The organism is Paenibacillus sp. FSL M7-0420, from assembly GCF_038002345.1.
Lineage (GTDB): Bacteria > Bacillota > Bacilli > Paenibacillales > Paenibacillaceae > Paenibacillus_AQ.
In genome coordinates this window covers 5,207,229-5,233,594 of sequence record NZ_JBBOCJ010000001.1, presented here as the reverse complement: position 1 = coordinate 5,233,594, position 26,366 = coordinate 5,207,229, and the positions used below count along the sequence as shown (strand labels likewise).

General features: G+C 48.1%; 26 protein-coding genes. 20 read left to right on the top strand and 6 right to left on the bottom strand.

Features of this window, described 5'->3' with window-relative positions; all coding sequences use genetic code 11:
• Positions 1–49: 49 nt before the first annotated feature.
• Positions 50–520 (top strand): helix-turn-helix domain-containing protein, encoded by a 471-nt coding sequence (locus MKX51_RS22260; RefSeq protein WP_340993919.1) that lies wholly within the window; start codon positions 50–52, stop codon positions 518–520.
• 609 nt (positions 521–1,129) lie between these two features.
• On the opposite strand, the gene MKX51_RS22255 is transcribed toward MKX51_RS22260, so the two are convergent.
• Positions 1,130–1,321 (bottom strand): helix-turn-helix domain-containing protein, encoded by a 192-nt coding sequence (locus MKX51_RS22255; RefSeq protein WP_340995680.1) that lies wholly within the window; start codon positions 1,319–1,321, stop codon positions 1,130–1,132.
• A 588-nt stretch (positions 1,322–1,909) separates the two neighbouring features.
• On the opposite strand from MKX51_RS22255, the gene MKX51_RS22250 reads away from it, so the two are divergent.
• From MKX51_RS22250 to MKX51_RS22235, 4 genes are all read left to right on the top strand, one after another.
• On the top strand, positions 1,910–2,236 hold the full coding sequence (locus tag MKX51_RS22250) for a hypothetical protein (RefSeq protein WP_340993918.1): 327 nt from the start codon (positions 1,910–1,912) through the stop codon (positions 2,234–2,236).
• Positions 2,237–2,871: 635 nt separating this feature from the next.
• The gene (locus tag MKX51_RS22245) at positions 2,872–4,272 is read left to right on the top strand and encodes a hypothetical protein (RefSeq protein ID WP_340993917.1); all 1,401 of its coding nucleotides are present in this window, start codon (positions 2,872–2,874) and stop codon (positions 4,270–4,272) included.
• A gap of 160 nt (positions 4,273–4,432) precedes the next feature.
• Positions 4,433–4,657: a hypothetical protein gene (locus MKX51_RS22240; protein WP_340993916.1), complete on the top strand. Its 225-nt coding sequence runs from the start codon at positions 4,433–4,435 to the stop codon at positions 4,655–4,657.
• Between the two features lie 56 nt (positions 4,658–4,713).
• Positions 4,714–5,229: a hypothetical protein gene (locus tag MKX51_RS22235; RefSeq protein ID WP_340993915.1), complete on the top strand. Its 516-nt coding sequence runs from the start codon at positions 4,714–4,716 to the stop codon at positions 5,227–5,229.
• 40 nt (positions 5,230–5,269) lie between these two features.
• Here the strand turns inward: MKX51_RS22235 and MKX51_RS22230 are convergent, their stop codons facing one another.
• Entirely contained in the window at positions 5,270–5,503 is a 234-nt protein-coding gene (locus tag MKX51_RS22230) for a hypothetical protein (protein ID WP_340993914.1), read from the bottom strand.
• Here MKX51_RS22230 and MKX51_RS22225 point away from each other — a divergent pair.
• From MKX51_RS22225 to MKX51_RS33250, 5 genes are all read left to right on the top strand, one after another.
• Positions 5,489–6,247, top strand: a complete 759-nt coding sequence (locus MKX51_RS22225; protein WP_340993913.1) for a hypothetical protein — start codon at positions 5,489–5,491, stop codon at positions 6,245–6,247. The genes MKX51_RS22230 and MKX51_RS22225 overlap by 15 nt on opposite strands.
• 503 nt (positions 6,248–6,750) lie before the next feature.
• The gene (locus tag MKX51_RS22220; RefSeq protein WP_340993912.1) at positions 6,751–6,942 is read left to right on the top strand and encodes a hypothetical protein; all 192 of its coding nucleotides are present in this window, start codon (positions 6,751–6,753) and stop codon (positions 6,940–6,942) included.
• Between the two features lie 14 nt (positions 6,943–6,956).
• The gene (locus MKX51_RS22215; RefSeq protein ID WP_340993911.1) at positions 6,957–7,445 is read left to right on the top strand and encodes a type II toxin-antitoxin system PemK/MazF family toxin; all 489 of its coding nucleotides are present in this window, start codon (positions 6,957–6,959) and stop codon (positions 7,443–7,445) included.
• 172 nt (positions 7,446–7,617) lie between these two features.
• Entirely contained in the window at positions 7,618–7,848 is a 231-nt protein-coding gene (locus MKX51_RS22210; protein ID WP_340993910.1) for a hypothetical protein, read from the top strand.
• 96 nt (positions 7,849–7,944) lie between these two features.
• Positions 7,945–8,226, top strand: coding sequence for a phBC6A51 family helix-turn-helix protein (locus MKX51_RS33250; RefSeq protein WP_445322027.1), 282 nt, complete (start codon positions 7,945–7,947; stop codon positions 8,224–8,226).
• Positions 8,227–9,608: 1,382 nt separating this feature from the next.
• Here the strand turns inward: MKX51_RS33250 and MKX51_RS22205 are convergent.
• Positions 9,609–9,866 (bottom strand): hypothetical protein, encoded by a 258-nt coding sequence (locus MKX51_RS22205; RefSeq protein WP_340993909.1) that lies wholly within the window; start codon positions 9,864–9,866, stop codon positions 9,609–9,611.
• Between the two features lie 4 nt (positions 9,867–9,870).
• Between MKX51_RS22205 and MKX51_RS22200 the strand changes: the two genes are divergently transcribed.
• Both MKX51_RS22200 and MKX51_RS22195 read left to right on the top strand, forming a co-directional pair.
• On the top strand, positions 9,871–10,116 hold the full coding sequence (locus MKX51_RS22200; protein ID WP_445322077.1) for a helix-turn-helix domain-containing protein: 246 nt from the start codon (positions 9,871–9,873) through the stop codon (positions 10,114–10,116).
• A 295-nt stretch (positions 10,117–10,411) separates the two neighbouring features.
• Entirely contained in the window at positions 10,412–10,630 is a 219-nt protein-coding gene (locus MKX51_RS22195) for a DUF3502 domain-containing protein (RefSeq protein ID WP_340993907.1), read from the top strand.
• Between the two features lie 170 nt (positions 10,631–10,800).
• On the opposite strand, the gene MKX51_RS22190 is transcribed toward MKX51_RS22195, so the two are convergent.
• Together MKX51_RS22190 and MKX51_RS22185 are read right to left on the bottom strand one after the other, a co-directional pair.
• A complete protein-coding gene (locus MKX51_RS22190; RefSeq protein ID WP_340993906.1) occupies positions 10,801–11,886 on the bottom strand; it encodes a LacI family DNA-binding transcriptional regulator in 1,086 nt (361 codons plus the stop codon).
• Positions 11,887–12,193: 307 nt separating this feature from the next.
• Positions 12,194–13,135, bottom strand: a complete 942-nt coding sequence (locus MKX51_RS22185; protein WP_340938966.1) for an MTP-1 family protein — start codon at positions 13,133–13,135, stop codon at positions 12,194–12,196.
• Between the two features lie 154 nt (positions 13,136–13,289).
• Here MKX51_RS22185 and MKX51_RS22180 point away from each other — a divergent pair, with 154 nt between their 5' ends.
• From MKX51_RS22180 to MKX51_RS22150, 7 genes are all read left to right on the top strand, one after another.
• Positions 13,290–14,138 (top strand): AraC family transcriptional regulator, encoded by an 849-nt coding sequence (locus MKX51_RS22180; protein WP_340993905.1) that lies wholly within the window; start codon positions 13,290–13,292, stop codon positions 14,136–14,138.
• A 274-nt stretch (positions 14,139–14,412) separates the two neighbouring features.
• Complete coding sequence (locus MKX51_RS22175; protein WP_340993904.1) at positions 14,413–15,327, top strand: ABC transporter permease; 915 nt, start codon at positions 14,413–14,415, stop codon at positions 15,325–15,327.
• A gap of 11 nt (positions 15,328–15,338) precedes the next feature.
• On the top strand, positions 15,339–16,235 hold the full coding sequence (locus MKX51_RS22170; RefSeq protein WP_340993903.1) for a carbohydrate ABC transporter permease: 897 nt from the start codon (positions 15,339–15,341) through the stop codon (positions 16,233–16,235).
• A 30-nt stretch (positions 16,236–16,265) separates the two neighbouring features.
• Entirely contained in the window at positions 16,266–17,888 is a 1,623-nt protein-coding gene (locus MKX51_RS22165; RefSeq protein WP_340993902.1) for an extracellular solute-binding protein, read from the top strand.
• A 156-nt stretch (positions 17,889–18,044) separates the two neighbouring features.
• Positions 18,045–20,951, top strand: a complete 2,907-nt coding sequence (locus MKX51_RS22160; RefSeq protein ID WP_340993901.1) for an alpha-mannosidase — start codon at positions 18,045–18,047, stop codon at positions 20,949–20,951.
• A gap of 58 nt (positions 20,952–21,009) precedes the next feature.
• Positions 21,010–22,656, top strand: coding sequence for a hypothetical protein (locus tag MKX51_RS22155; RefSeq protein WP_340993900.1), 1,647 nt, complete (start codon positions 21,010–21,012; stop codon positions 22,654–22,656).
• A gap of 88 nt (positions 22,657–22,744) precedes the next feature.
• The gene (locus MKX51_RS22150; RefSeq protein ID WP_340993899.1) at positions 22,745–23,773 is read left to right on the top strand and encodes an SGNH/GDSL hydrolase family protein; all 1,029 of its coding nucleotides are present in this window, start codon (positions 22,745–22,747) and stop codon (positions 23,771–23,773) included.
• Between the two features lie 116 nt (positions 23,774–23,889).
• Here the strand turns inward: MKX51_RS22150 and MKX51_RS22145 are convergent, their stop codons facing one another.
• Complete coding sequence (locus MKX51_RS22145) at positions 23,890–24,927, bottom strand: LacI family DNA-binding transcriptional regulator (RefSeq protein ID WP_340938975.1); 1,038 nt, start codon at positions 24,925–24,927, stop codon at positions 23,890–23,892.
• A 523-nt stretch (positions 24,928–25,450) separates the two neighbouring features.
• Here MKX51_RS22145 and MKX51_RS22140 point away from each other — a divergent pair.
• A complete protein-coding gene (locus MKX51_RS22140) occupies positions 25,451–26,353 on the top strand; it encodes an ABC transporter permease (protein WP_340944452.1) in 903 nt (300 codons plus the stop codon).
• Positions 26,354–26,366: the final 13 nt, after the last annotated feature.

Genomic DNA, 26,366 nt, shown 5'->3' with positions numbered 1-26,366 from the left:
CTTTGATTTTTGTTATGTTAGGATAAATGCACGAGGAGAGTGGTAGTTTATGGAAGAGAATGAATTTGAACTAGACACGTTTGTTCGATCCGCTAGAAAGAGGGCCGGGCTTACACTACAGGCTCTTTCTGAACGGTCAGGGATTAGTACTTCGCAGATTAGCAAAATAGAAAGAGGGACGAGTTTCCCCACCCGGGCTAATGTAATCTCCCTCGCCAAAGCGCTGGGGGTCAAGGAGGAGTCTATGCTCATTATAGCGGGGTACCCGACGATGAGGATAGAAGAGATATTTGCTGAGATTCGTGAAAAAGCCGAGTTTGTAGAAAAGACAATCCAAGAAGCAAAGTCGATGGAGGAGCATCTCCTGAGAGCGGTAGAAGGGACGACTATTGAGGACTGGCTAAAGTTTTGGGCGGTAGAGAGGGACGGCGAGCTGTCAAAGGAGCAAGTGGAACTCCTAGCTTCAGAGATTGCGGACTTTTATACCGTCAGAAAAAAGTCTCTGATTTCGCGTGCATAACAGGACGTGCTTGTCAGGTCGACTAAGGAGACTATGAAATGGCTAATATTAATCATGCGGTATTCCTCGACGAGCTCGAACGTTATCCCTGGCGTAATCTACTGTACGCTCGCAGCCGCCTCATCGCGTTGTTGCCCGAGATTAGCATGGTTTGCTACAGTTTCCGAAGGATGTGCGCCATGGATCAAGCTTAGGGTAACTCAAATGATTCTACTAACAACGAATTTTCGCGCAATCATAAAGGAGGTGAGGACAGTGTTGACAATAGAGCAAGCCCTGACATTAATGATATCATTTGCTTCCCTGGTACTTGTAATCGACAGAAAAAAGCGGAGCTAAAATAACCGGCCATCCGCCAAGATAACGGTTATCACTCCGCAGAATTTACTCAATGCCATTGTACGCTTATTCAACGTGAGACACAACAAGGAGCGCCAGCCTTAGCGGAATCAATCCGTTAGGGCTGGCGCTTTTCTTATGTCCGCACATACCGCACGTTCTGCCTGCGTACAGCCGCGAATTTGCCGCGCAAGAGCCGACCGAGGGTTAGCGTAAGGTCGGGGTATGACGCCTAATTCCAGGGTAATTCCACGTAAAAAGACCGCCCAATTATTCGGCGCGGTCCTCTTCGTCTATGTATTCGATTAGCTCCCCCGGTGTAACTCCGAGCTTGCGGCAAAGTTTGTCTAGCGTTGGAAAGTCGATCCGATTATTTGCATCCAAAGCGAGCGCCTTGACTGCGTTTCTGCTTATCCCTGTAATCTCGACTATATCCTTTTGCTCTAACCCGCGTTCCTTCATCAAACGACCTAGTGTGAACCTAATTACCATCTCTAAAATTCCTCCTAATAAGGTTGGTCACCTAGTTGACAACAAGACGAGGGGGGTGTATAGTAGACGTCAAGAACGCACGTCAACTAGTTGACTAGAACTCTTGCACTCTATTGTACGTTCTCAGCATCGGCAAGTTTCAATTTACATATATTTATTTATTAAATTCATCGTATCAAACCACGACCATTTAATCAATTAGGAGGATTACCGCAATGCCCAATCTGATACCGTTAATCACTGTTGAAGTCCCCACGTACCCGACCCGCGCCGCCAGGCACTCCGTAAAATGTTATGGCCTCTCGCTAAAGCTTCCGTTATATTGCTCGGCGTTTTCGTACGTGAGGTGTTCCTATGACGTACACCGCCGGTAAACGCATGAACGGCCGCTTATACATACGTACGAAGGGCGGCAACTGGATTGCGTTGTCTCTCGCCGTCACTTCCGCCCGATGAGCAGCCGGAGGGATACCGGTCGAAACGTGTTCCCACGCGGGGGCATTTCGCGGAAATCCGCACAAACCATAGCCGGCGGGCTTTAAACGTATAGGGGGACGCATGAACAACGAAGTAACGATCCAATGGCGCAGCGACAATAGCCCGGCTGACGACGAGTTCCATCAAGGAATCATCGTATCCGAGCTTAACGGTCAACTGGCCGCGCTATATCACGCTAATGGGGCCGCTGAGATTGCAGTAGTAGAACCGACCGCCACAGTCGGAATCTACGCTATTGTAGGCGCTGGCTTGGCGCTTGAATCTTGCGAGACATTGCCTGTACTCGCCGTTCGCTTGCGTAACATGACCACGTTGGATTACCTTGCGTTTACTCTCGCGGCTTCCGTAGATGCGCCGCCGATGGTTCCGACGGAGGTAGTAGAGTAATCCATACAACTCGTTTCATAACGTTTCGTCGATCGCCAGCGCTCGAACGTTGACGGCCGATACGATGTACTTCCGTGTCCTGCGGTTGCAAACGTAGGAATCGCCACGCGGAACGCTTTGCCGGATTGCGCTAACAATTCGGGTAACAACGTGGATTACGCCAATAGTCTGCTGGATTCATTCGGACGACTCCTCCTAATCGGGCGAGGGGTTGTCCGTTTTGTTTTATATCTGATTATACGGGGATTATTAATTAGCGTTTCAACTTTTTAGAGGAAAGTTTACGTTAGTTTTCTAAAGAGGGTTGTATTACGTAACGTCTACGGACCTCTAGTACGAAGACAAATTTTGAAATCATCTTCGTACCGTCTGCCCGGCGGCGCGGGGGTTTATTTTTTATGTCTGTCTAGTTACGAATAATAACTCAAATCAAAAAGGAGCGATGAGAATGCGGTCTACCCGAATCCCAAAAGGCTACACGCCCGTTACTTACGAGCAACTTGCGTATATGACCGGGCTTTCCGTTGACGAAATGAGACGGTGCGCTGCTGATATGCAGGTATCCGGCGTTCTACGTTTGATTAGCGATGGGCGCAATCTATACTACAAGCTAAATCTCGGAGAGGCGGCGCATAATGGCTGATACTGTCGATCGTCTGTTTGAACTCTACATTATTCAAAATACGCACTACCTCCTACAGTTCCGGGGCGGTCACTACGCGACATTTACAGAACGCGATAAGCCGCTGCGTCGCTTCCACCTGGCGAACCACGTCGGCGGTAAGACGACGGTAGGCACATTCGCCGGTCGCTTCCTGACGAAGTTCCTAACGTTCGACGTAGACTTCCCCGACCTAGATACGGCGAAATGGGTTACGTACAAGCTGGCGGCCGCACTTGATTCCCTCAGCGTACATAAATACGTGATCTCATTCAGCGGGAATAAGGGTTATCACGTTGACGTGTTCTTCGACAAAGCGCTATCTATCGAAGTAACCCGCAAGCTGTTCGACCTGACGCTTTCAATCGCAGAGGTTAGCGCGGTTAAGGGCGGCGAGGTTGAGTTCCGGCCCTCCGGACAGCAAGGTGTTAAGTTACCGCTAGGCAAGCATCAGAAGACCGGCAACTATTGCGGATTCTGCCGCGTTGAGGAAGGGCTGCGCGTCATGAGTCCGGAAGAATCGGAGGCCTACCTCGCTACGATTGAAAAGATGGACCACGCGTTCATTCTCGATACCGTCGCCGCTAGTGACGAATACGCACAGGATACGCACGCAGCCGTTGAGATGGAAACCGCGATCAGCCGGCACAAGCAGCTCGGCACGTACGATCAATCGGAAAGCTACACGCTATCACGCGCTGCCGACATCTACGTTAACGGATTACCCGGCCCTGGTCAGCGTCATAAGTCGTTCCTTCTATTAGCGCGCCTATTCAATCACAACGGCGTTGAGAAGGACGATGCGGTCGCGAATATGTACGAATGGTTTGCCTGGCAGAACCCGGAGTATTACGCCTATGATTACGAGTTCTGCGCGCGGGATCTTCGGGAATGCGTCGAGTACGTGTACGACAGGAACCTGACGCTAACGATGGAGCAACGCGACCTATCGGTTACTTATGGCGAGATTAACGGCATAATCCGTAACTGTCCGCAGAAGAATCATAAGGCGCTGGCCTATGCGTTGTTAATCCACTCGAAGCGATGGAGCAGCGACGAGGGTACGTTCTATATGACGTTCGACCAAATGGCGGAGGCAACCGGCATTGATAAGCAGACGGCATTCCGGAACATCGGAAAGCTGAGAGACGTCGGCTTTATCGAGATACTGCAGCGCGACCAAAGGCGGAGAGGAATGGTTATAAAGAAGCCTAACGTCTACCGTATGCTACTTACCGAGGAGGGCAGGACGTACGAAGTTAAAGAAGGTTCGAGTTTGCCGGCGTGCCTTGCTTACTTTTATGAGACTGCAGAGCTCAGGGCTATGCTACCGCGTCGTCAGTTTGAAGCGGTCATTACTGATATTCCTGCTTGATTTCCTGTAGTTCAGATAGGATAAATAAACCTATTAATAGGCATTTCGTACACGACTGAGAGCGGCCATAACCTGGCGGCTTATTGGCGCGCATCTTCCTGGCTCTCGTTCACAGGCGCGGAAGCAATTGCCGCCGGGCGAGTGATGCAGGAGCCCCTTCTTGGGCCGTTTAGCCGCGCGTGAAATGGAGAAGCTGGCGAACGAAGTCGAGACGGGATCGCAGGACTTTACGAAGGACATCATCGCGCCGGACCCGAAGAAACCGCCGAAAGCACCGAAGGAAAAGAAGACGAAGTCGACGGCTGAACTAGCGGCGGAGTTGCGGAAGAAGCTTTCCAGGCCGACCTCTCCACCGTCCAGTATACGTCCGATATCTACAACCTGACCGCAGACAAGCAGATCGAGAAGTACGAGGCGTTAAAGAAGAAACATGCGGTCTTTTTGAAGGAATCCGTAGAAGACGCGTGCACTCTTAATCTGCAGCTCAAACGTCTTTCTGAGGATTCCGTTCAGTCGCGTTATGATTTCAGCAATACGACGATTGAGCAGGAAGTCCGCCGCATGGAAGACGCGGGCAAGACGGAGCGTCAAATTGCGAATCAAAAACTCTATCTCTGGCAGCAGCTTCGTAATCGCTACGGCAAGGATTCTGATTACTACGCGAAAGCGGATGAGCAGGCGCGCGCTGCCCGTAAGGATGTCGCTTCGGCTACCGAGAGGGAAGCGAGGGATACGTACGATAAGCGCGTGAAGCTCTTGGAGAAAGAGGTGCGCAGGCTCGAAGACTCAGGCGCAGCGGAAGCGGACGTCGCAGCGTTCAAGGTCGCAGAATGGACGAAGCTGCGCGGTCAGTATGCGAAGGATAGCGAGTATTTACGAGAAGGCCGACGAACAGCTATATCAAGCGCGCAAAACGCTTATAGACGATACGGCCAAACTGGCGGAGGCACTCGTTAAAACTGAAAAGTCCCGCATTGATGCCGCGAAGAAGACGGACCTAGAAGCGATTGAGGCGCGGAAGAAGGCGTATGTCGCTGCGCAGGACGAGAAGATCGCCGCCATCGACGAACTGCTTGCGAAAGAGCAGACGCTTAACGCGGATGCCGACTACGGAACGCAGATCACGGAGAAGAACGCCCGAATTGCAGAACTCGCGTCCGCAGTAGGGCCGGAGGGAATCGCAGAGCGCGAGCAGGCGATCAAAGACCGCGACCGTATGGTTCTCGAACACGACCGCGACTTGCGCAAGCGTGAACTTGAATCGCAGAAGACCGCGCTCCAGAAAGAGAAGGAGACGCAGCTTACGGCGTACGAGAAAGAGAAAACGGATGCCGAGGCGCAGTACGAAGCGCTGACCGCAGCATTTGACGCATATTCTGGCGATATCAAAACGATTGAGGCCGGCATTGCCGCGTTCCGTGTCTCCGAGGCTGCTACGGCTAACGCTACGATTCTGACCGAGCTGGACACGTTCGTCTCGCAGTATAAAGCGAAGATGGCCGAAGTCGCTGCGACAAAAGCGGCGTCACAGAAAGAGGCCGACCTCGACGAGTACAACGCGAATAAGGACCGGTGGACGGCAGCCAAGACTCGCGGGGATGCGGCGGAAATGGCGCGGTTAGCTGCGCGGAATCAAGAGCTGCGCGACCTGTACGGAGTCGGCGCAGATACCGGGAAGAAGCTGCAGCATTTTAGCGAGGGCGGCATCGTTCAAGGCGCAGTGGGATCGGCTGTACCGGTTATCGCGCATGGACAAGAGCTAATTCTCAACGCGTCGCAACAGGCAGCGTTGTGGGATATGATCGTAACTCCGCGTGTAGCAGCGCAGGCTCCGGCGGCTCCGACGTATATTACGCAGAACATCGACATGGGCGCAGAAGAGGTCGTGCTTACGGACCGCGCTGATATTACTGCGTTCTACGATGAACGTACGCGAGCGGTTGCGCGGCTGCAGTCTACGGGAATAAAAGATTAACGAATAAATTAACGGAGGCCCGCAAATATAACAGCTGGTTTTTCAAATACACTTAACGCAAACTGGACCGAAGACAGATCCTTGACGGGTAATTGATTTGCGATAGGACCATACTGTTCACTAGTGAGACGTAAAAATACGCATTATAAAAGAGCCTTCAGATTCACTCTCTGAATGGCTCTTTTATTTTGGTTGTTTTCTTGCACAAAAAATCTACTAATAATTGCGAATAATATATTTTCAATTCTTTTATTAATCAATTTTTGTATAACGTTTCCCCACTCACTTGTGGATAGAAAAGAGTTATGCACAGGTTTATCCACAGAATAATCCACAGATGTTTCTTATCATATATTTACATGGTATATTATTCCTACAAGAGAGAAAATACCTATTGACAATGAGTCATCAATTGGGTATATAAATTTTTATTCTGGCGTAGACTTTACCATTGACTTATATGGGAGGCGATATGCTTGAGTAAAAACAAGGAGGACGAAGACATGGGTGTAGTATTAGAATTAAAAAGTTCCAAAATTAAAAACGCTTTGAACACCAAGAATATACTTGATATGATCATTGATCCTCACAAAAGAAAGTCTATACAAAAACATTTTGAAAATCAAGATGACGATTATGGAATTAATTTTGTGGAATCAATGAAAGAAAAAAAGAAGTTATATTCTGAAGAATAGTTGAGGTGTGATAAATGCCAGCTCCCGCATTACCATCTTCGCCAACTCGAATTAAGCTCGAAAACACAGATCGTGGTTGTGTTCATTGGTTCAACTTTAGTAGTTTAAGCGTTGCTTCGGCAAACACAATGGATTTGATACATCCCTGTATAATAATTGGGAAGTTCAGACCAAAACAAGATAGAGTGATCATTTCTCCGATTACAGACATATCTAACCGACTTACGGAGAACGGAGTATTAAAATACCCTTATCACGCAGCACTACCATTGGCTGATAATAATTTTTTAGACAAAGATAGTGTAGTGCTGCTAGATCAGGTGTTTACTGTACCCAAAACGGATCTCTGTGAAGAATGGTATATGGGTAAAGTTTCTAATACTCAAATGATTGACGAGGCAATTTTTTATAATTTTGATTTGTTCGAATCAATCTCAAATGCATTCAAGGAACTCCTTTCCCAATATAAAGGCGATTATATGAAAGACTTCACGAGGAAATAGTACATAACTTTTATCTAAAGCCACTCCCTCATCGGAGTGGCTTTTTTGATTTCTACTCTAATTCATCTTCTTCCTCTTACTACGCACTAACTCGCAATCCCAAACGCAAGCCCTTCGCAATCACGCGCGGGGCTTTTTTGCGTATACCCAACGAAAGGAGACGGGTTAACGGATGGATACGATTATTAATGGCGCTGTCATCGGAGCAATTGCGGTTGTCACCGGGGTAGTATGGCGCGAGATTAAGCGCATAAATATAGCAGCTTTGGCGCGTGAAGACCGCTTAATGAGTTTAGCGGAGAGCCTGGCGCAACGGTTCGAGTCACTCGCAGGCCAGTACGAAACGCTTGCGCTGGATGTACACGATATCAAAGCGAATCTTAACGGAAGGGATGCGGCATAGCCGAACGATTGGCCACTCTTAGTCGTGTACGTTTTGCCTATTAATAGGTTTATTTTTTAATTCTATCAGTAAGGAAAGAGAAAGGAATGTGATAACGTGGCATCAAAGAAGCGTAAGAAGCGCAGCCGGCCGCCGCTGGATGAACGCCATTACCTAGCGATCGAGCTACTAACGACGGTGCCTACGCCTAACCTTGACGATATAGCGCGGGCCTGTACGGTAGATAGGCGTACGCTGTACCGATGGCGGCTGCGTAAGGAATTCGCTAGGGAACTACGTAGGAAGATGGAAGCGAAACGTCCACGTATAAAGCGCAGGCCATTACCTACGACCGTTGACGGGATCGAACGTCTGTTTAAAGATTGCGGATTCATGTAGGATACGAAACTCATGCGTGTTACCTTGCGTCGGGTTAACGCACAACAAAACGGAAGGCGATGTAAACGCGCATAATCGTAAGCGTGACGCAGATGTACGGGGAATATACACTGATTGTACCGGGACATGTATCGTCCCAAAAGTATACAAAACGGCATCTTTTCGCAAACATGGGGGCTTCGGATACTTTCGACTTTTGGCGACTATTGGCCGTTTCACCTGCAGGCGGCTCGGACCGGGTGGCCCCTTGGAAATTTCAGGGGGGCAGCGTTTCGGCGTGTCCTGGCGCTGCATAAACGCATGCATAAACGTAATCATTACGTATGTATAATCTACCAGCGTCGATATGCGTTAAGCCGCGCGGTTGTAGGGATCGTAAGGCCGTGTGCTGGAAATGTATATGCAGCGTATAAGGGGCGTTTATGCAACGGACGGCTCAAACCCGCGCCGCGCCTACGTTTACCCTCGTTTTGCATACGCACAGGAGTTAGAGTCCTGTGTACTGGTAAATGTATATCGTATTCATTACGTTAAAGTGACGCTTTAACGCAGAAAATTGAACCCCAAGGGCTTACTTTAAGTAAGCGAATTCAGCTGTACTCAGAATCCGCGCAGCATTTTTATCTCGGGGAGTCAGTATATGTAATAATCTTAATGTCGTGTGAGTATCGTTACTTACAAAACCAAAACGTTCCCGGCGGACGATAATAAAGGTAAATAATGGTAAAATTAAACGGAGGTCGAACGCGCGTGTTCATACTTGCGATCATTATCGGACTTATTCTCGGTGGAGTCATCGGCATACCACTCGCGATTGTAAAATACGTAAAGACGGAGAGCGTTGCCTGCCCTACGTGCGGATTTGAATCGAAGCTACTCGACGGGTCGTCTAAATGCCCGAAATGTAAAACGCGAATTATCCGAACGGCGTCCGGGGAGTTAATCACGAAATGAAACATTACGCAGTCTTTGCAGAGTAGCATCCGTGAGGGTTGCGCTTTTTTGCGTTTGCAAATACGCTAAACTATTAGAAGCTAAGCGCACAGTATTACGTACTCTGCGTAGGGCATATCGAGTAAATGAACGGACAGGTCCTCGGGTAGCTGGCGGGCAGGTAAACGTGAAAATAGCGTAGGAGTGGCGCAGTGGTGCGGTTTTTTGTCGTGCGAATAACTAGGGTGGAATTAAAATCCTGCGGTACGTGAGTACCGTACGGGTTCGACCCCCGTCCTCGGCATATATAGTAGTAGAGAAAGACGCATTCTGCTGAATGCGTCTTTTCTATACATACTGATATCGAAAAAAGAGTACAGGATGAAAACAGAGTTTGGGTAGAAACAGATTTCACAATAGAAACAGGAAAATATACAGCTAAGATAGAATTAAGCAGTGGAAGAACTCCGCAGCTCATTGGAGAGATAGAGCGCATCCTTGAAGCCTTGCAGGTAAATGGCGCGTTCGGTTATGGCTTGAAGGGAGAACTGCGTGTCTTCATACTGGAAAGCAGAACCCTGCTGGTCCTCGGGAAGGGCGTTCCTAAGCTGGTGGAAGTACTGATCACTTTCTTGCAGCAGCATTTTATATGTAGGATCCGTATCCAGCAGTTCCCGGTACATCCCTTCCAGATGGATATGGAACATAACTATAAATACTATTAAGTGTAGGGAGCTACGCCTCATGTTGAGAAGCAACTTAAGAATCCTAATGGCCAAACACCGGATCGACGACATCACCGAGTTGATGGAGAAATCAGGCCTAAGCCGGAATTCGATTAACAAACTGTACCGGGAAACGGACTTGGAGACCGTTAAGCTGGAGACATTGGTTAGGTTATGCGATACGTTCCAGTGTAAGCTGTCGGAGTTGATAGAGTATAGCCCTGATGAATAGATTGTTGTGAAGGAGCTGGGAGAGTACTGTAAAGGTGCTCTTTTTTTTGCTTTTTGGAACCTGCCCACACCTTCCAGTAGACACTGCTTAATGGTTTCTGGGGTTATTGTTAAAACTGAAGGATGGCAACCGCTTTCTCATACCACCCTTCGGATCATATAAAGTTAATAAATCAACTAAGATGATCTCCAGAGTAGCCGAGATTAGTTCTAATATTTTGATCGTAGGGTTCTTTTCTCCACGTTCGATCTGCCCAATCCAGAGCGGGCTATGATGTTCTTGAACCTGCTCTCTGATGATGTTATTTTTTGGCTTTAACTTCAACCCGGATCCGGCGAAGACGGAAGTGGCGTCCATCTCGGCGATCGTGAAGGAATTCTATCCACCTATTATGACAGGTGCGGTCGATCCGGATGAATATCTGCCGAAGGCAATAGCTAAGATGAAGGCTGCCGGGCTGGATAAAGTCATTGCAGAAGCACAGGAGCAATTCGAAGAGTGGAAAGCAATGTGACCGGGCTTCACCCAAGATACTGGGAGGTTGGAAGTTAGAGAGATAAAAGGGTCTGTTAATATAGGCCAGCCTCCTTAATCAGGGGGCTGGCCTATTGTGAGCTTCTGCGTATCGGCTAGCGGGTAAAAGCTTGCGGTCCAATATAATCAGGATAGAATGGACCGGGTGAATCAAGCATTACCTTGGAATGGCTTAGTGGTCTCACGTATAACCAGGCTAGTAGGCAACATGACTTTCTTGTTGCCATAGGACGAGCCTTCGGTAATTTCGAACAGCAGTTTGGCACTCTCATAGCCAAGAACGTCGAAATATTGCTTCACTGTGCTCAAGGCGACCTTGGCGAACTTGGAGCTCTCGAAATCGTCAAAGCCGATCAGGGATACCTGTTCAGGGATACGGATATCAAGTGCGGTCAGCTGCTCTATTACCTCAAGGGCCCGCTTATCGTTGGCGCAGAAAAGAGCGGTCAGCTCCCCGCTTTGAATCAGGTGTGCAAGCATAGAGTGATCCATGTCCTTATCCAGGAACAAGAGAGACTCGGATATCGGAATGGACGCATTCAACATGGCATTGCGATAACCGTTATATCTGTCAATCTCCGGACTCAGATGATAGTCGTAAGCTGCAAATCCGATTCGCCGGTGACCTTGCTGTATCAAGTATTCTACTGCTTCATAAGCGCCGTCGTGGTTATTACAAGTGACGACGTTGACTGGATAGCCGGAAGGCGAGCGATCCAGCATAACAAAGGGAATTGCTGTTTTGCGAATCTCCCCGAGGTAGCCCTTTGCTGCTTCGGGATCAGAGGAATAGATGAGTAGTCCTCTTAGTTCTGTTCGAATCAGCTCCAGCACAAGTGCACGCTCCTGCTCGAAATCATTCTCCACGAATTCAATGATCAGCTTGCAGCCATGTTTGCCCAGGAAGGACTGGATGCCCCTCATGATCTGCATATACGAGCTATCGTACAGTTCGACGCCGGAAATGACAAAAGCCACCAGATTCGAGGTCTTTTCCGGGACGGCCGCTTGACTGGCGACGAAGCTCCCCTTACCCCTGACACGGTAGATCACGCCTTCGTTTACCAGCTCTGACAGTGCTTTGCGCACAGTAATAGTGCTGACTTCCAGCAGCTTGGAGAATTCCGACTCGCTGGGAATCCGGTTTTCTTCTGTAAATTCCTGATTCTCAATCTGGGATAAGACATAGTCTTTAACCATCTGGTACTTTGGCAGAGTTAAGTCCTTCTTGCTCAAGTAAGTTCACCTCATATCGACATTTCCTCAATTATAGCGTACATTGTTTCAAAAAGTATACTTACTTGCAAAGTGTTTTGGATGAATTTTTATCGAATAAGGAGAGGATTCTCGGGAATTAAGTAATATTGGGGCTTTATTAGATAAAATAATTGAAATTTGTGCAGGTATGTATTACTATGGGGTCAAATAAAGTATGCTGTTTCATTAACTTAACATAACATCTTTACTGCAGTCAGCTACGCCGTCAACGGACAACCCAAAGAGCTGCTGGCAAATCCAGCAGCCCGAAGCTTGAGTGTTTGATTTAGAGAGTAACAATGGCGCCTTCCTTCTCGAACGGGTAGTCGATGACAATACGAGCAACTTCGCAATCGCCGATGCCGCTGTACAGATTGACCTTGCCGTCGGGACGCATTTCTATGCCGGCGGTGAATGTGCAGTCCGTCAGATGCGGTTTCTTGGCGGGACCCTCCGGATAACATGGACGTGTGCCGATGATTCTCAACCCGGAGAATTGATTCGTCTGCGGGTCCAATACGAAAGCCATGTTCATATAGGTCGATATATCTCTTTCGGCATAACAGATATGACCAATGACGCCGATCTTCCCGCTCTCAAGCAAGTAGGCCTGATTGCAGCCCCCCCACTCATCCTCGTGGAACAGGCCTCGGATGTTAGGGGCGTTCCCGATAACCTCCGGAGACAGGTCGTCGAGACTGTTGATGATCGTGAATCCAACTAAAGATTCACTTCCGAATTCCTTGCGTATTCCTTCTCCGCGTGGTCGTGAGAAGACGCCGATTCTGCCATCCTGAAGCTCTACGAGCCGAATGTCTTTCATATAATCCGGACCGGTCGTGAAGTAGAAGAGATCATGAATATCACGGCCTTTGTAGAAGTACCCGTAGAAAGTATCAAGCTGCCCCTGCTTATAACGGACATGTGTACCGCCCAATACAAGTTGTTTGTGGATGATGCTAATATAAGGGTCTTCAAGCTGGTAAATCATGGTGTCCGGCACGGCTGTCCAGTCATCCGGACCGCTCTGCTCGAACAGGCGAACCCAAGACCGTGCCCACTCCTGGCGTCTTTCCAGGCGTCCATAAATGTAGCGCTTGCCGTTCCATTCAAACGGGATCGTAGGATTGTAGACATCGAAGTCTTCCACCCCGTGGAAGACAAGCTTAGCGCTTTCATAGATCCGCTTGTTTGCTTCAAATTGCTGACGCAGCTGCAATAAGTTCATTTGCGCAATCTCCTTTCAGGCTTCAATAACAATTCTATCCTAATGGATAGCTATATCCCAATTCTTGCTCCATTTTTGGATGTATTATGGTGGTTTGACATTGCAAGGCTTGTCTTTATCAAAGTACATTTACGAACAAGGAGGAATATCGCCAATGTTGAAGCTTCTCGCGGCGGACGGCATTGATTCTGAAATTCAGGCCCATTACCGGCTGATCGCTTCGGTGCGCGAGACGATCGGTTTGCATTGTCATGACTTTTTTGAATTGTTTCTCATTCTGAAGGGAAGCGTTGTGCATGTTATTAACAGCAATCGTCAGTTGTTGCAGGAAAATACGCTCGTGTTCATACGGGACCGGGATGTGCATTGCTATGAGCAGACGGCAGATAGTGATTGCCAGTTCATTAATTTGTCGTTTAACCGGGAGGTTCTGGATGACATGATTGCTTTTTTGGGAGAGGGATTCCCGAGTGGGAGGCTTCTTGAGCCGGCCATGCCGCCGTCGGCTTTGCTGTCCAAAACGGAAAAAGAATATGTGCGGTATCGGCTGGAGCAGCTCAATCTGATCCCGCAGGAGAAGAAGCTGGCTATCAAAGCAGAGGTAAGAGCCATCTTGACCGACCTGTTCTCCCGTTATATCACGGCTGAAGCGGAGCCGTTCGAACCTGCGGGACAGCCGGAATGGTTAAAGGCCCTATGCAAAGAGGTGAATAAGAAAGAACAATTTACGCGGGGAACGGCCGCGCTTGTTCAGCTGTCCGGCAAATCGCATGCTTACGTATGCAGAATGTTCAGGGAGCATCTCGGGATGTCTCCGACCCAATATATCAATGAATTAAGGATTTCCTACGCCGGGAATTTGCTGCTGAATACGGATATGGAAATCGTAGATATCAGTTTGGAGATTGGACTTGAGAATGTTAGCTACTTCTACGACTTGTTTAAACGGAGACATAATCTGACGCCTCATCGGTACCGGCAATTTGGCAAAATTCACAGATAGTATACCAAATTAATATTATTTCTGTTTAGGTTTTATATATTGACGCATTAAAAGGTATGTGATATTTTTTATTTAGCATAATAACATTTGGCATCATGATGGTCTAATCTGATGAAACGGAAAGCACGAACAACCCGGTTTCGACGAACTGGGTTCTGATCTGGAGGTGAAAATGAATGCGCTTGCAAACGGCTGAATCGTGGAGTTCAGGTGTCTGTGAGCCTAGTACCAGCCGTATAAGACTACAACACGTTGACAGTCAGGAGGCGTTAATGTGAAGACAAGTAATAACAGGTTCATAGCCAGAATGATCAGGCACCGCTATCTCTACCTTATGGTGCTTCCCGGCTTCCTGACGCTGTTAATTTTTCATTATTTTCCGATGTACGGAATTCTAATCGCTTTCAAGGATTTTAACGCTTCTAAGGGGATATGGGGGAGCGAGTGGGTGGGATTCAAGTATTTCCTTTCTTTTTTTAATGATCCCATGGCGTTTAGAGTGTTGAAGAACACGTTGCTTCTTGGTTTGTATACTTTATTCTGGTCGTTTCCGGCGCCGATTATATTGGCTCTGCTGTTCAATGAACTAAGGAATAAAAGATTTAAGAAGATGGTTCAGACGGTATCTTATTTCCCGCATTTTATTTCCGTCGTCATTGTTGCGGGAATGCTGAAGGAATTTACGGCAAGAGACGGCTTGTTTAATAATATTGTCGCCTTTTTCGGCGGAGAGCCGGTTATGTTTCTTCTGGAGTCGGATTTTTTCCGGTCCATCTTCATTTCCTCCGGTATATGGCAAGGCGTCGGGTTCGGCACGATCATCTACCTTGCCGCATTAAGCGGAATAGATCCAACGCTTTATGATGTGGCTGAAGTAGACGGGGCAGGCCGGTGGAAGAAGGTTGTGCACATTACATGGCCCTCGCTCAAGCCGACCACAATCATTTTGCTGATTTTCGCCGTAGGAGGAGTTCTTGGGAGTGATTTTCAGAAGATCATTCTGCTCTATTCCCCTGAGACATATGAAGTAGCGGATGTCATTGGGTCTTATGTTTATCGTCAAGGTATACTGGGTGCGCAATATGAGTACACCACAGCAATCGGAATGTTTATGTCGCTTATTTCCTTTATTGTTCTTTACTTGACCAATTGGATTAGCCGCAAAGTGTCAGAGACAAGTCTGTTCTAGGTGGTGGGAAGTTGAAAAGGGATAGCTTAGGCTCCAGAGCTTTCGATGTAATAAATGTTGTGATCATGCTGTTGATTCTGGTTGTTGTACTGTATCCGATTCTGCACATTGTCGCGACATCGCTAAGCCGTGCAAGTTACATCTCTTCCGGGAGCGTAACGATTTGGCCTAAGGGATTTAATCTGGAAGCCTACACGACGGTATTTCATGATCCATACATTTTTAAAGGGTATCTGAACTCAATTATTTATGCGACAGGCTCGACGGGGATCATGCTGTTTTTTACGGCAATGATGGCGTACCCGCTCACGATCCCTGGATTTGCAGGTAAGAAATTTTTGACCTTCTTCCTTATGATAACGATGTTTTTCGGCGGCGGTTTGATTCCGACCTATCTGCTTATGCGCAGTCTGAACCTGTTAGACACGGTATGGGTCATGATTCTCCCGGGCGCAATCAGCGCTTATAACGTATTTTTATTTCGTACCTTCTTTCTAAATATCCCTTCTGAGCTGAAGGACTCTGCTTATATCGACGGGGCGAATGATTTAGTGGTCCTATTCAGAATTATACTGCCGTTGTCGAAAGCGCTTTTTGCAACCTTTGCTCTGTTCGGTCTGGTCGGAAGCTGGAACAGCTGGTTCGAAGCCCTGATATACTTGCGGGATCAGGATAAGTACCCTTTGCAGATGGTATTAAGAAACTATCTGTTCACTTTGGATACGACTGCGATTCAAGGCCGGGTAGGAGGCGGTGCTGTTGCTGTCAATGCCCCGGGAGAAACGCTTGATCCGAAGGCGGTACGAATGAGTGTCATTATTATAACCATGTTTCCGATTATGTGCATTTATCCCTTCTTTCAGAAGCATTTCACCAAGGGATTATTCGTAGGCTCCGTTAAAGGCTGAGATTTATCGTACAAATTAGGGGGGGATGAAATGAACAAGCTGGCGAAAATACTTGTCCTCGGGTTGGTCGCACTGATGATTGTTTCAGGATGTTCAAATGAATCCAAAAATTCTGCCACTGATGGTGGGGATCAGGAAGTGATGCGCTTTTCGGTGACTCTGCCTACGTATGGTGTGGATAATCCGAATAGTCTCGTAGGCAAGGAATGGCACAAACGTATGGAAGCATACATGGGTAAAAAGGTGGAGATTGATTATAACTATATTCCGTCTTCCGAGTATGACGAGAAGGTCAAACTCATGATTGCGAGCGACGACCTGACAGACTTCTTCGTGACGCCGTTATTTTATGATACGAGTGAAATGGCTGCTCAGGGCCAGCTCCTCGAATTAGCCCAATATAAAGAGTTAATGCCGAATTATATGAACTACATTAGCAAGGTGAAAAATGGAATGACGCGGGTAACGAATGCTGACGGCGAGATGTATACCTTTATGGAAACTTCCACTCCGAGGTTCCCTGAGGATCGCGGCATGCTCATTCAGAATACGTCCTCTTACCGCTATGACGTGTTCAAAGCGAATCATATCGAAATTCCAAAGACGCTTGATGAATTTTATGAGGCAGCCAAAAGTCTTAAAAAACTCTATCCCGACAAATATCCCGTCGCAACCAAATGGAATAGTCTGAGATCGCTGTTCTCTGCGAACCATATCAAGGATGAAATTTTCTGGAACGGTGAGAAATATGTATATGGGGTTCTGGAAGAAGGGTTTAAAGATGCGCTCCAATTTGCAAATAAGCTGTATGCGGATAAGCTGTTAGACCCGGAGTATACGATTGATACAGATGATACGCTGAAAAGAAAGGCGCTGAACGGCGACAACCTCATGTGGCTGACGCAGTGGTTCACCACTCCGGCGGAATACACAAGAACGGCCAACGATGGCAAGATTTTTGCAGTTTCCCTGTATCCTGACAATCCGAAGTACGGGAAAGCCTGGCAGGAAGTGGTGAATGGCAATACTCCTGATTTGGGCTGGGCAGCTTATGGCCTAAGTTCAAAAGTGAAAAACCCCGAGGAGTTGATCAAATTCATTGATTATCAATATTCGGAGGACATGATCAGACTCATCACCTGGGGAATTGAGGGCACGACCTATACGATGGGGGAGAATGGTATTCCGACCTTTGCAGACTCGTTGAAAAATGCCAAAGATCCATGGCTGGAAGGTGATAAATATGGCATGCGGGCAAGCCGGAATCATAATCCTGGCCTGCAAATGGTTAGTGATGCAAGAGCGTTTGTAGATTTTGCCGCGACAGACTATACCGTGTTCAACGGCAAGTATGAAGAGGTGCCGATTGAGAAGTCGCCCTTCCTGACAAGCTTACCCATGCCTGAGAACGAATACGTTCCTTCCTGGCTGAGCGAACCTTCGATTCAGCTCACAGGCGATGAGAACCAACGGATCTCGGAGATTATGAACCCGATTAAAACGTTTGTTACGGAAGAACAGGCTAAATTCGTGGCCGGCAAGAGCAGCTTCGATGATTGGCAGGAATTCATAGATAAGGTCCAAGAAATGGGCGCCATTGATGAAGTTCTGAAAATTTATAACGATGCTGCGCAAAGAGTAACAGCAAATTAAGATAACTAGGATGTGAGAAGAGCTTTGAATGAGAAAAAGGAGATTTTATTCCATGTCGAAAAGCTTCTGAATAAAAGAAATCAATTTATGATTACAAAGGTTTCTTCAATAGAGTTTTCAGGTTTTACGACAAAGGAACAGCTGTTCATTCATGAAATGGATGAACAACCGTTCCAGAGCATTCCCAGGGGACAACAGTGGGGGGAGAACTGGGGGTACGGCTGGTTCCGCTCCACGGTTATCGTCCCTAAGGAGGCCGAAGGCAAACGGCTGGTGGCCATGCTTGATTTTGGATCCGAAGCGACGGTGTATGTTGACGGCATCGTGAGTGGCGCAAAGGATCTTAACCATCATTATATAACCTTAACCCGTTCGGCAAAAAGCGGCGAACCATTCGAGATTGTCGCAGAGGCGTACGCCGGCCATTCCAATTCTCAGCCGGTGTTCGGAGAGTCACAGCTCTGTATTTTTGAAGAAGAGGTGTACCAGTTTTTCATTGATTTGGAATGCCTGTATGATCTTCGCAATCATCTTGATGTCAAATCTCTCCGCGTTGCGGAGATAGACCGTTGTCTGACCCAGGTATTTGCGGCGTTGGACCTGACCCTGCGTCAGGAATTGCTGGGAGAGAACGTAAAAGAGTGCAGGGAGATCATGAAACCGCTTTTATCCTGTGTCAACGGTTCTACGGCGCCTACCCTGTACCTTATGGGACAGTCCCACCTGGATGTGGCCTGGCTGTGGCCGATTGCCGAGACGAAGCGTAAGATTGCACGGACCCTGTCCAATCAGCTTGCGCTCATGGATGAATATCCGGAATATACCTACATGCAGAGCCAGCCCTATTTGTTCCAGTTGGTCAAGAGGCTGTATCCAGAACTGTATACGCGGATCAAACAAGCGGTGAAGGAAGGCAGGATCATTCCCGAAGGCTCCATGTGGATAGAGCCTGATACGAATCTTACTAGCGGTGAAAGCCTGATCCGCCAAGCGATGCACGGTAAACGCTTCTTCAAGGAAGAATTCGGCGTAGACAATGAAATGCTGTGGCTGCCTGACGTGTTCGGCTATTCCGGGAACCTGCCGCAAATCATGAAGGGTTGCGGGATAAAGTATTTCGGTACCGTTAAATTGTTCGGTACTTATGATAATGTGGCAGATCCGTTCCCGCATAATACGTTTCTGTGGGAGGGGATCGACGGTTCGCAAATCTTGTCGCATCTGCTTAACTATGGGGATTACTACCCGATTCGGATCAGTCCGTCATTCTTGATCAATCAGTGGAAAGACCGCGTCCAGCTTGAAGGGATTTCTACACGGCTCACGCAGTTCGGGCATGGCGACGGAGGCGGAGGCTCGAGCCGGGACGATCTTGAGTTTATGCGCAGGCTCGGCAATTTGGAGGGCGTTCCCAAGACGAAGCACGGCTCGCCAATCGAATTTTTCCGGGATCAGATCGAAAAGGGCATCCCTGATGCCAAGTATGTGGGAGAGCTCTATTACCCCGCTCACCGGGGGACGTATACAACACAAGCGGTCATCAAAAAGCTGAACAGGAAGGCGGAAATTGGCTTCCGTGAGGCGGAGTTGTGGGGGGCTGCAGCGGATCACTTGAACAGCCGGGCCTATCCGTACGGGGAGATGGACCGTCTGTGGAAGGTATTGCTGCTGCACCAATTCCACGATATTCTGCCAGGCTCGTCTATCCACCGCGTCCATGAAGAGGCGCAGCTTGAGCTGATGGAATTGAATAAGGAACTGTACAACATGGCGTCTGAAGCAAAAGATGCCATCACGGACGGCGAGTCATCCAGTGTTACCGTATTTAACTCGATGTCCTGGAGAAGACAGGAACTGGTTGCACTACCTAATGGCGTTCACGGAATTGCGAATAGCAATGGAGCCGTTCTACCAGTGCAATTGCACGAAGGAGTCAGCTATGTCCAGCTGGAGGCTCCTTCCATGGGCTGGTCGACTTACAAGGCTGAACCGGAAGTTCCGGCCGTTCCTGTTCTGTCCACAGTCTTTGCAAGTGAATCGCATATGGAGAATGAATGGATTGACCTTGGAATTAACGAAAAGGGTGAGATTACACGGGTTGTCGATAAGGAGAACGGTACGGAATGGGCAGCAGACTGCTGTAATGTCATGCGGATGTACCGGGATCAAAATTCGGATTTCGATGCCTGGGAGATTGACCGGCGCTACCGCTTGGCACCCGTTGAGCTAAACGCCAACGCCAAGATTTCCGTTACTGCGAATGGACCGCTCTTCGCGAATATTCGGGTGGAGCGGGAATTGAATCATTCGACTATGATTCAGGATATCCGGTTGCTTGCGGGCAGCCGCCGGGTGGAGTTCCATACAACGATTCAGTGGCGCGAGAAGAATAAGCTGCTGAAAGTCGATTTCCCGGTTCGCATTCATACGAACGAGTCCCTGCAGGAAATTCAGTTCGGTCACGTCAAGAGGCCGAATCATGCTTCGCGTCCGCATGATGCGGATCGTTACGAAGTGGTTCAGCATAAGTGGTCTGCCCTTGCTGAGGCCAACCGCGGCTTCGCACTGCTGAACGACTGCAAATACGGCATTTCCGTCAATGATAACACGATGAGCCTGACGCTGCTTCGGGCTCCGACCTGGCCGGATGAAACGTCCGATCAAGGGGTGCATCATTTTACTTATGCATTTACGTTCTGGAACGGTGCGTTTCTTGATAGTCCTGTCGTGCGCGAAGCATATGAGCTGAACTATCCTGTCAGCCTTGTGCCTGGAGGAGGGGGCGGGACACACTCTGTACTCTGCATTGATCAAGCCAATGTGATTGCGGAGACGGTCAAGCTTGCCGAAGACGGATCGGGTGATTGGGTGGTGCGTCTGTACGAGAGTAAAGGGGCCTCTGTAGTCTGCAAGCTTCACATCGGGCTGTCCGTGGCGGAGGTTAGTGAAACCAATATGCTGGAGGAGAAGATTGCAGAAGTGCCGCACGAAGGCGGAGAAGTTATGCTTAGGCTTCGTCCGTTCGGGGTGAAGACCCTTCGATTGGCGCTACGCAAGGCGTGATATGAATAGACAGGGGATTTCATTCTATCCAATTGACTAAGATCGGGAGGCCAACAAAATGACAATGAAACAGTGGAAAAGTGCGGGAATATGGACTTGCCTTGTGCTGCTGATGATGATGATGATGATGATGATGATGACGGCGCCGGGCGGCGCGTTTGCAGCGCAGGCGGATGAAAGCGGCGCCCGGCAAAATCTGAGCAGCACAAAGAAAGGGGTCCAGGAGCCATTCAAGATCAAGATCGTGGATGCCGAGACGGGCCGGGGCATTCCGCTGGTTGAGCTGAAGACGACGAACAACATTCTGTATTACACGGATAGTGCTGGTGTAGTGGCGTTCAGTGAACCCGGATTGATGGATCAGTCGGTCTTTTTCCATCTGTCGAGCCACGGTTATGATATCCCCGCCGATATGTTTGGCAATCGCGGGCAGGCTGTGCAGATTACGCCCGGGGGCACGATTACAATCGAGATGAACCGGGTCAACATCGCTGAACGGCTGTACCGGATTACGGGTCAAGGCATTTATCGAGACAGTATGCTCCTTGGTCTGGGGGCGCCGATTCAGGAGCCTCTGATAAACGGTCTGGTCATGGGACAGGATTCCGTACAGACGATCACGTACAACGATAAGCTGTACTGGTTCTGGGGCGACACCGACAGACCGGCGTATCCGCTGGGGAACTTCCGGGTGACGGGAGCAACTTCTCAGCTGCCGCAAAACGGCGGATTGGATCCTGATGCTGGTGTGAATCTGGACTATTTCACTACACCGGACGGTTTCGTCAAAAGCCTGGTGCCGCAGCTGCCAGACGGTGCCGGCATAGCTTGGGTGTTCGGTTTGATGACTGCCAAGGACAGTACAGGACATGAACGCCTGCTCGCCGGATATAGTACTCACAATCCCGGACTCAATGCTTTCGGCATCCTTGCTTTTAATGACAATATTAAGGAATTCGAGCAGGTCGTCCAGTTCCCTTCCATAGACGATTGGCGTCATCCGGGCGGCCAGGCGACCTATTATGAGGAGAACGGCCTGGGGTATTGGCTCTTTACCGAACACCGGATGCCGAATTTGCGCGTTCCCGCAAGCTATGACGCTATCATCGACTATACTCAATATGAATCGTTTACAGCTTTAACACCGGGAACGACGTACAACGGAGCTCAAACGTCGTTGGAACGTGACGCAAGCGGCCAGCTTGTATGGGGGTGGAAAAAGAATACTCCGCCGCTTAAGCAGGATCAAGAGAAGGAGCTGATCCATTTAGGCGTGATCCAAGCGTCCGACCTGCAATACTATCAATTGAAGGATGCCGATACCGGCGAAGAGGTTCAAATCTCCTCAAGCTCCGTCGAATGGAACGCTTACCGGCAGCGTTATGTGATGATCGGGCAGCAGCTGCAGGGGAAGACATCGGTGCTCGGAGAAATCTGGTACGCGGAAGCTCCGGCGCCTCAAGGTCCATGGACTAATGCCAAAAAGATCGTTACGCACGATAATTATACTTTCTATAACGTTGCCCAGCATAAAAACTTCAATAAGTATGGCGGCCGGGTAATCTACTTCGAGGGGACTTATACGAATACGTTCACGAATCATGTCGCGACACCACGGTATAACTATAATCAAATCATGTATAAACTTGATCTGGCGAATCCGGAGCTAGGGCTTACTCCGGTTCAGGGGAAGACTGGTCAATAGCGAGCCTGGTCATATGCATTAACTGAATAAGGACCCTTCCGGAAGTGCTGTAGGTTTTCCGGAGGAGTCCTTTAGGGGAGGAGTTACTTTGGATTTTGACTTTACCAAGTACACCAGGCTGATGGGGCGATTTGATCTAACGGACAAGGGGAATCCGATATGCGGATGGGTCAACAGTGCTGTTCATCTTGCCTTCCGGGGTACGGCCATCTCTATGACAGCGGAGGATTCCGGCGGCCAGGATTACGTTGAAATCGTATTGGACGGGATCGCCCGTAATTGGATTAATCTGAAGAAGGGGGTTCATGCATACATAATCGAACAGGGACTCCCGGATGGTGAGCATACTTTGGAAATTCACAAGCGGACAGGGATTTTGACTGGAAACATCGCTTTTCATCATTTTTCTCTTCCTGACGGCGGAAGCTTCCTTGCCCCGCCTGCGGCCAAACCTATCCGGCTTGAATACTTTGGGGATTCCATTACAGATGGAGGAGGGATCGGTCATCCGCATGAGCTCGCTGAAGCCCCGCATCTTGACGACGGCTATATGTCCTATGCCGGGATCAGTGCCAGAATGTTGAACGCGGAATATCATACGATGGCCATTTGCGGCATTGGCGTTTGGCAGGATGCGGTAGGGAATAAGCATGGATTGCCGGAGCATTTTTTCGGGACCCTTGGCAAAGAGACGGCGCCATGGGACTTCTCCAGATATATTCCTGATGGAATTATCATTAATTTGGGTCAAAACGATTATTCAACGCCAATTGATGATGAGAAGTATATCGCCGCTTATTTAAAATTCATTCAGGTTATCCTGGATCAATACAATGATCCCTATGTTTTTTGCTGTGTTGGAACCATGAACAACAACTATCTGGCCAGTGTAGATAAGGTCGTGGCTTATTGTAATCAAACTGGAAACGGAAAGGTATTCTTGGTTGATTTAGGGCTGATTCATCCAGAGGTAGAAGGCTGGGGAGGCCGTTACCATCCCGGCTATCAGACGCATTACCGGATGGGGTGGGAGCTTGCCTCTTTTATATCCGCCAAGACCGGATGGGAGTTGCTTAAGCGTCCGTTGATTGCTACGGATAATTGCTGCATGAAATAAAAAACAAGGAACCCTTTCAGCATAACGTTTGCTGAAAGGGTTCCTTGTTGTAAGCTTCGCGACACGCGCAACACTCAACTTCTGCCAACGCGCAGTCTACGGCATGGTTCTACACTCTACTCCTCATGACCCGTCGATTGACGGAAAAGCGGCATCGTCTTCACATGCGTAACCAGCGGAGGTCTACCGGGATTTTCGATTTTGGACAGAAGCATCTCGGCCGCAAGAAAGCCCATTTCGGACCGGTGGATATGAACGGTGGTCAAGTGGGGTTCCACGATTCGCGACTCCGGGGAATTATCGAATCCGCAGACCTTAACCTCACCAGGAATTTGGATATTAAGGTCCTTTAAGATACGAATGACATTAATAGCGATGTAGTCATTGGCGCATACGAACGCGGGTGGAAGATTTGTCATGCTGGCTAGTCGCTGCTTAAGCCACTTATAGTCAGCGATGCGCCGGTCGTCTTCGAGAATGCAGAAGGATTCATCAAGATCAATCCGGGCGGCATACATGGCTTTGGTGAACCCGTCCCAACGCTCGTTGAAGCTCATGCAGTGGCGGGAATCGCCGATAAACCCGATCTCCGTAATTCCTTCATCAATGAGCTTCTTCGTTATACTGAAAGAACTGTGAATGTTCTCCATCAGCAGCAGATCTGCCTTCATCTCAGAAAACGTCAGTTCTGCTGAAGCGTCAATGAATAATGTCGGGATCTCAAATGACGTAATAAACTCCGAGTAGCTCTTGTCGAACAATTCGATACAGACAATGCCATCTACTTTACTTTTGTCGAAATTGACAGGAAGAGCCGACGAATCGAGTTCATTCTCTCGAACGATATGTATCGACAAATTAAAGCCTTCGGAGCTGATTTTTTGTTCGAGGCCGCTTAGCAGTGATGTGCCAAAATGTGAATTGTTCGGCATATTTGCTGTAAGCAGGGCGATATTGCCGGTTTTTTTGGCAGGTGTGACTTCTTGTTCGAACAAGGCGAACTGCTTGTAATTCATATCAATAGCTTTTCTGACCACTTTGCTGCGTGTCTCATCCGGTATAGAAGGATTATTATTTAATGCTTTGGATACAGTATTCCTAGATAGTCCAAGCGAATCGGCTATATCTTGAATGGTTACTTTTTCTTTGTTCAAAGAGAATGGCTCCTTTAGCAGAAGTAGTGCGTTCTCGACCAAAATAATCGTAGTATAAAATAATATAATTGTCAACTTAATTGTTACAAATGAACAAATGGAGAAAAAGGAAAAAGAACGAGTGTTAAGGTTTACATTTTGTGCAAAAGTAAACAAATGCACAAAGAAGGTGGATGGTGTGCATTCACCTCGTGATGGCTTTTTCGGAATATAAAACTATTATTTCGTTGTTTTGAGCAGGAAAATTAATGAATTTTACGTTATTAAAATGAAAGAGTGCTTTTTAAGTGTGCATATGTTTACTTTTGCAGTCGTAAAAAGTCTTGACGAAGTAATCGTGATGTTGTAAATTGAATTTGCTAAGCTGTTGTCAGTGACTTATGGAAGCACTTACTTTCGCGCGAGAAGTATCCAAAATCACATTTATGTTTTGCAAATGAGTATTGAGGGGGAGGAGAAGTTGCAACAAACTTCTGGAATCACACAAAATAAAAGACCGGAAGCTAGGAATCGCACAGGACTTATGGAGAAACTCAGGTATATCAAGAACAACTATTGGCTTTACCTTTTTGTCCTTCCGGCAGTCGTATTGACTATTATTTTTAAATATCTCCCTATGTATGGTGTTCTGATCGCTTTTAAAGACTACAGCTTTCGAAAAGGTATTTTGGGGAGTGACTGGGTTGGGTTTCATCACTTCGAACGATTCTTTAATGCACCCAATTTTGAGCAATTGTTATTCAATACCCTTCAGTTGAACATTTACGGTCTGTTGCTGGGATTCCCGGTGCCGATTATTCTGGCATTAATGTTGAATCAGGTACGCAAGGCCGCGATGAAAAAGAACATTCAATTGTTCTTATATGCGCCGAACTTCATTTCTGTTGTTGTTGTTGTGGGTATGCTCTTTGTCTTATTCTCTCCAACAGGCCCGGTAAATAAATTAGTTGTGGCCTTTGGCGGAATGCCGCTCTCGTTCATGTCAGAACCGGAATATTTCCGTCCGATGTATATCCTCTCCGGAATCTGGCAGGGGGCTGGATGGTCGTCCATTATATATGTGGCTGCATTGGCCAATGTGGATCCGGAGCTGCATAATGCGGCGACACTTGACGGTGCAAGCCTGCTTCAGCGTATAAGGCATATTGATATACCAACCATCAGGCCGGTTATTGCGATCATGATCATTCTCGCGGCAGGCGGCATTATGGCCGGTGGCGGTGACAAAGCCATTCTGATGTGGAACGAAATGAACATGGAGAAATCGGATGTAATCAGTACTTATGTCTATCGGATCGGCTTCCAGCAGGCGAACTATTCGTTCTCCGCTGCCGTGGAATTGTTTAATACCGTCATTAACCTCATTATGCTGTTTACGGTGAATTTTATCGTGAAACGGGTTAACGATGGCGATGGAATTGTATAGGAAAGGAGATCAT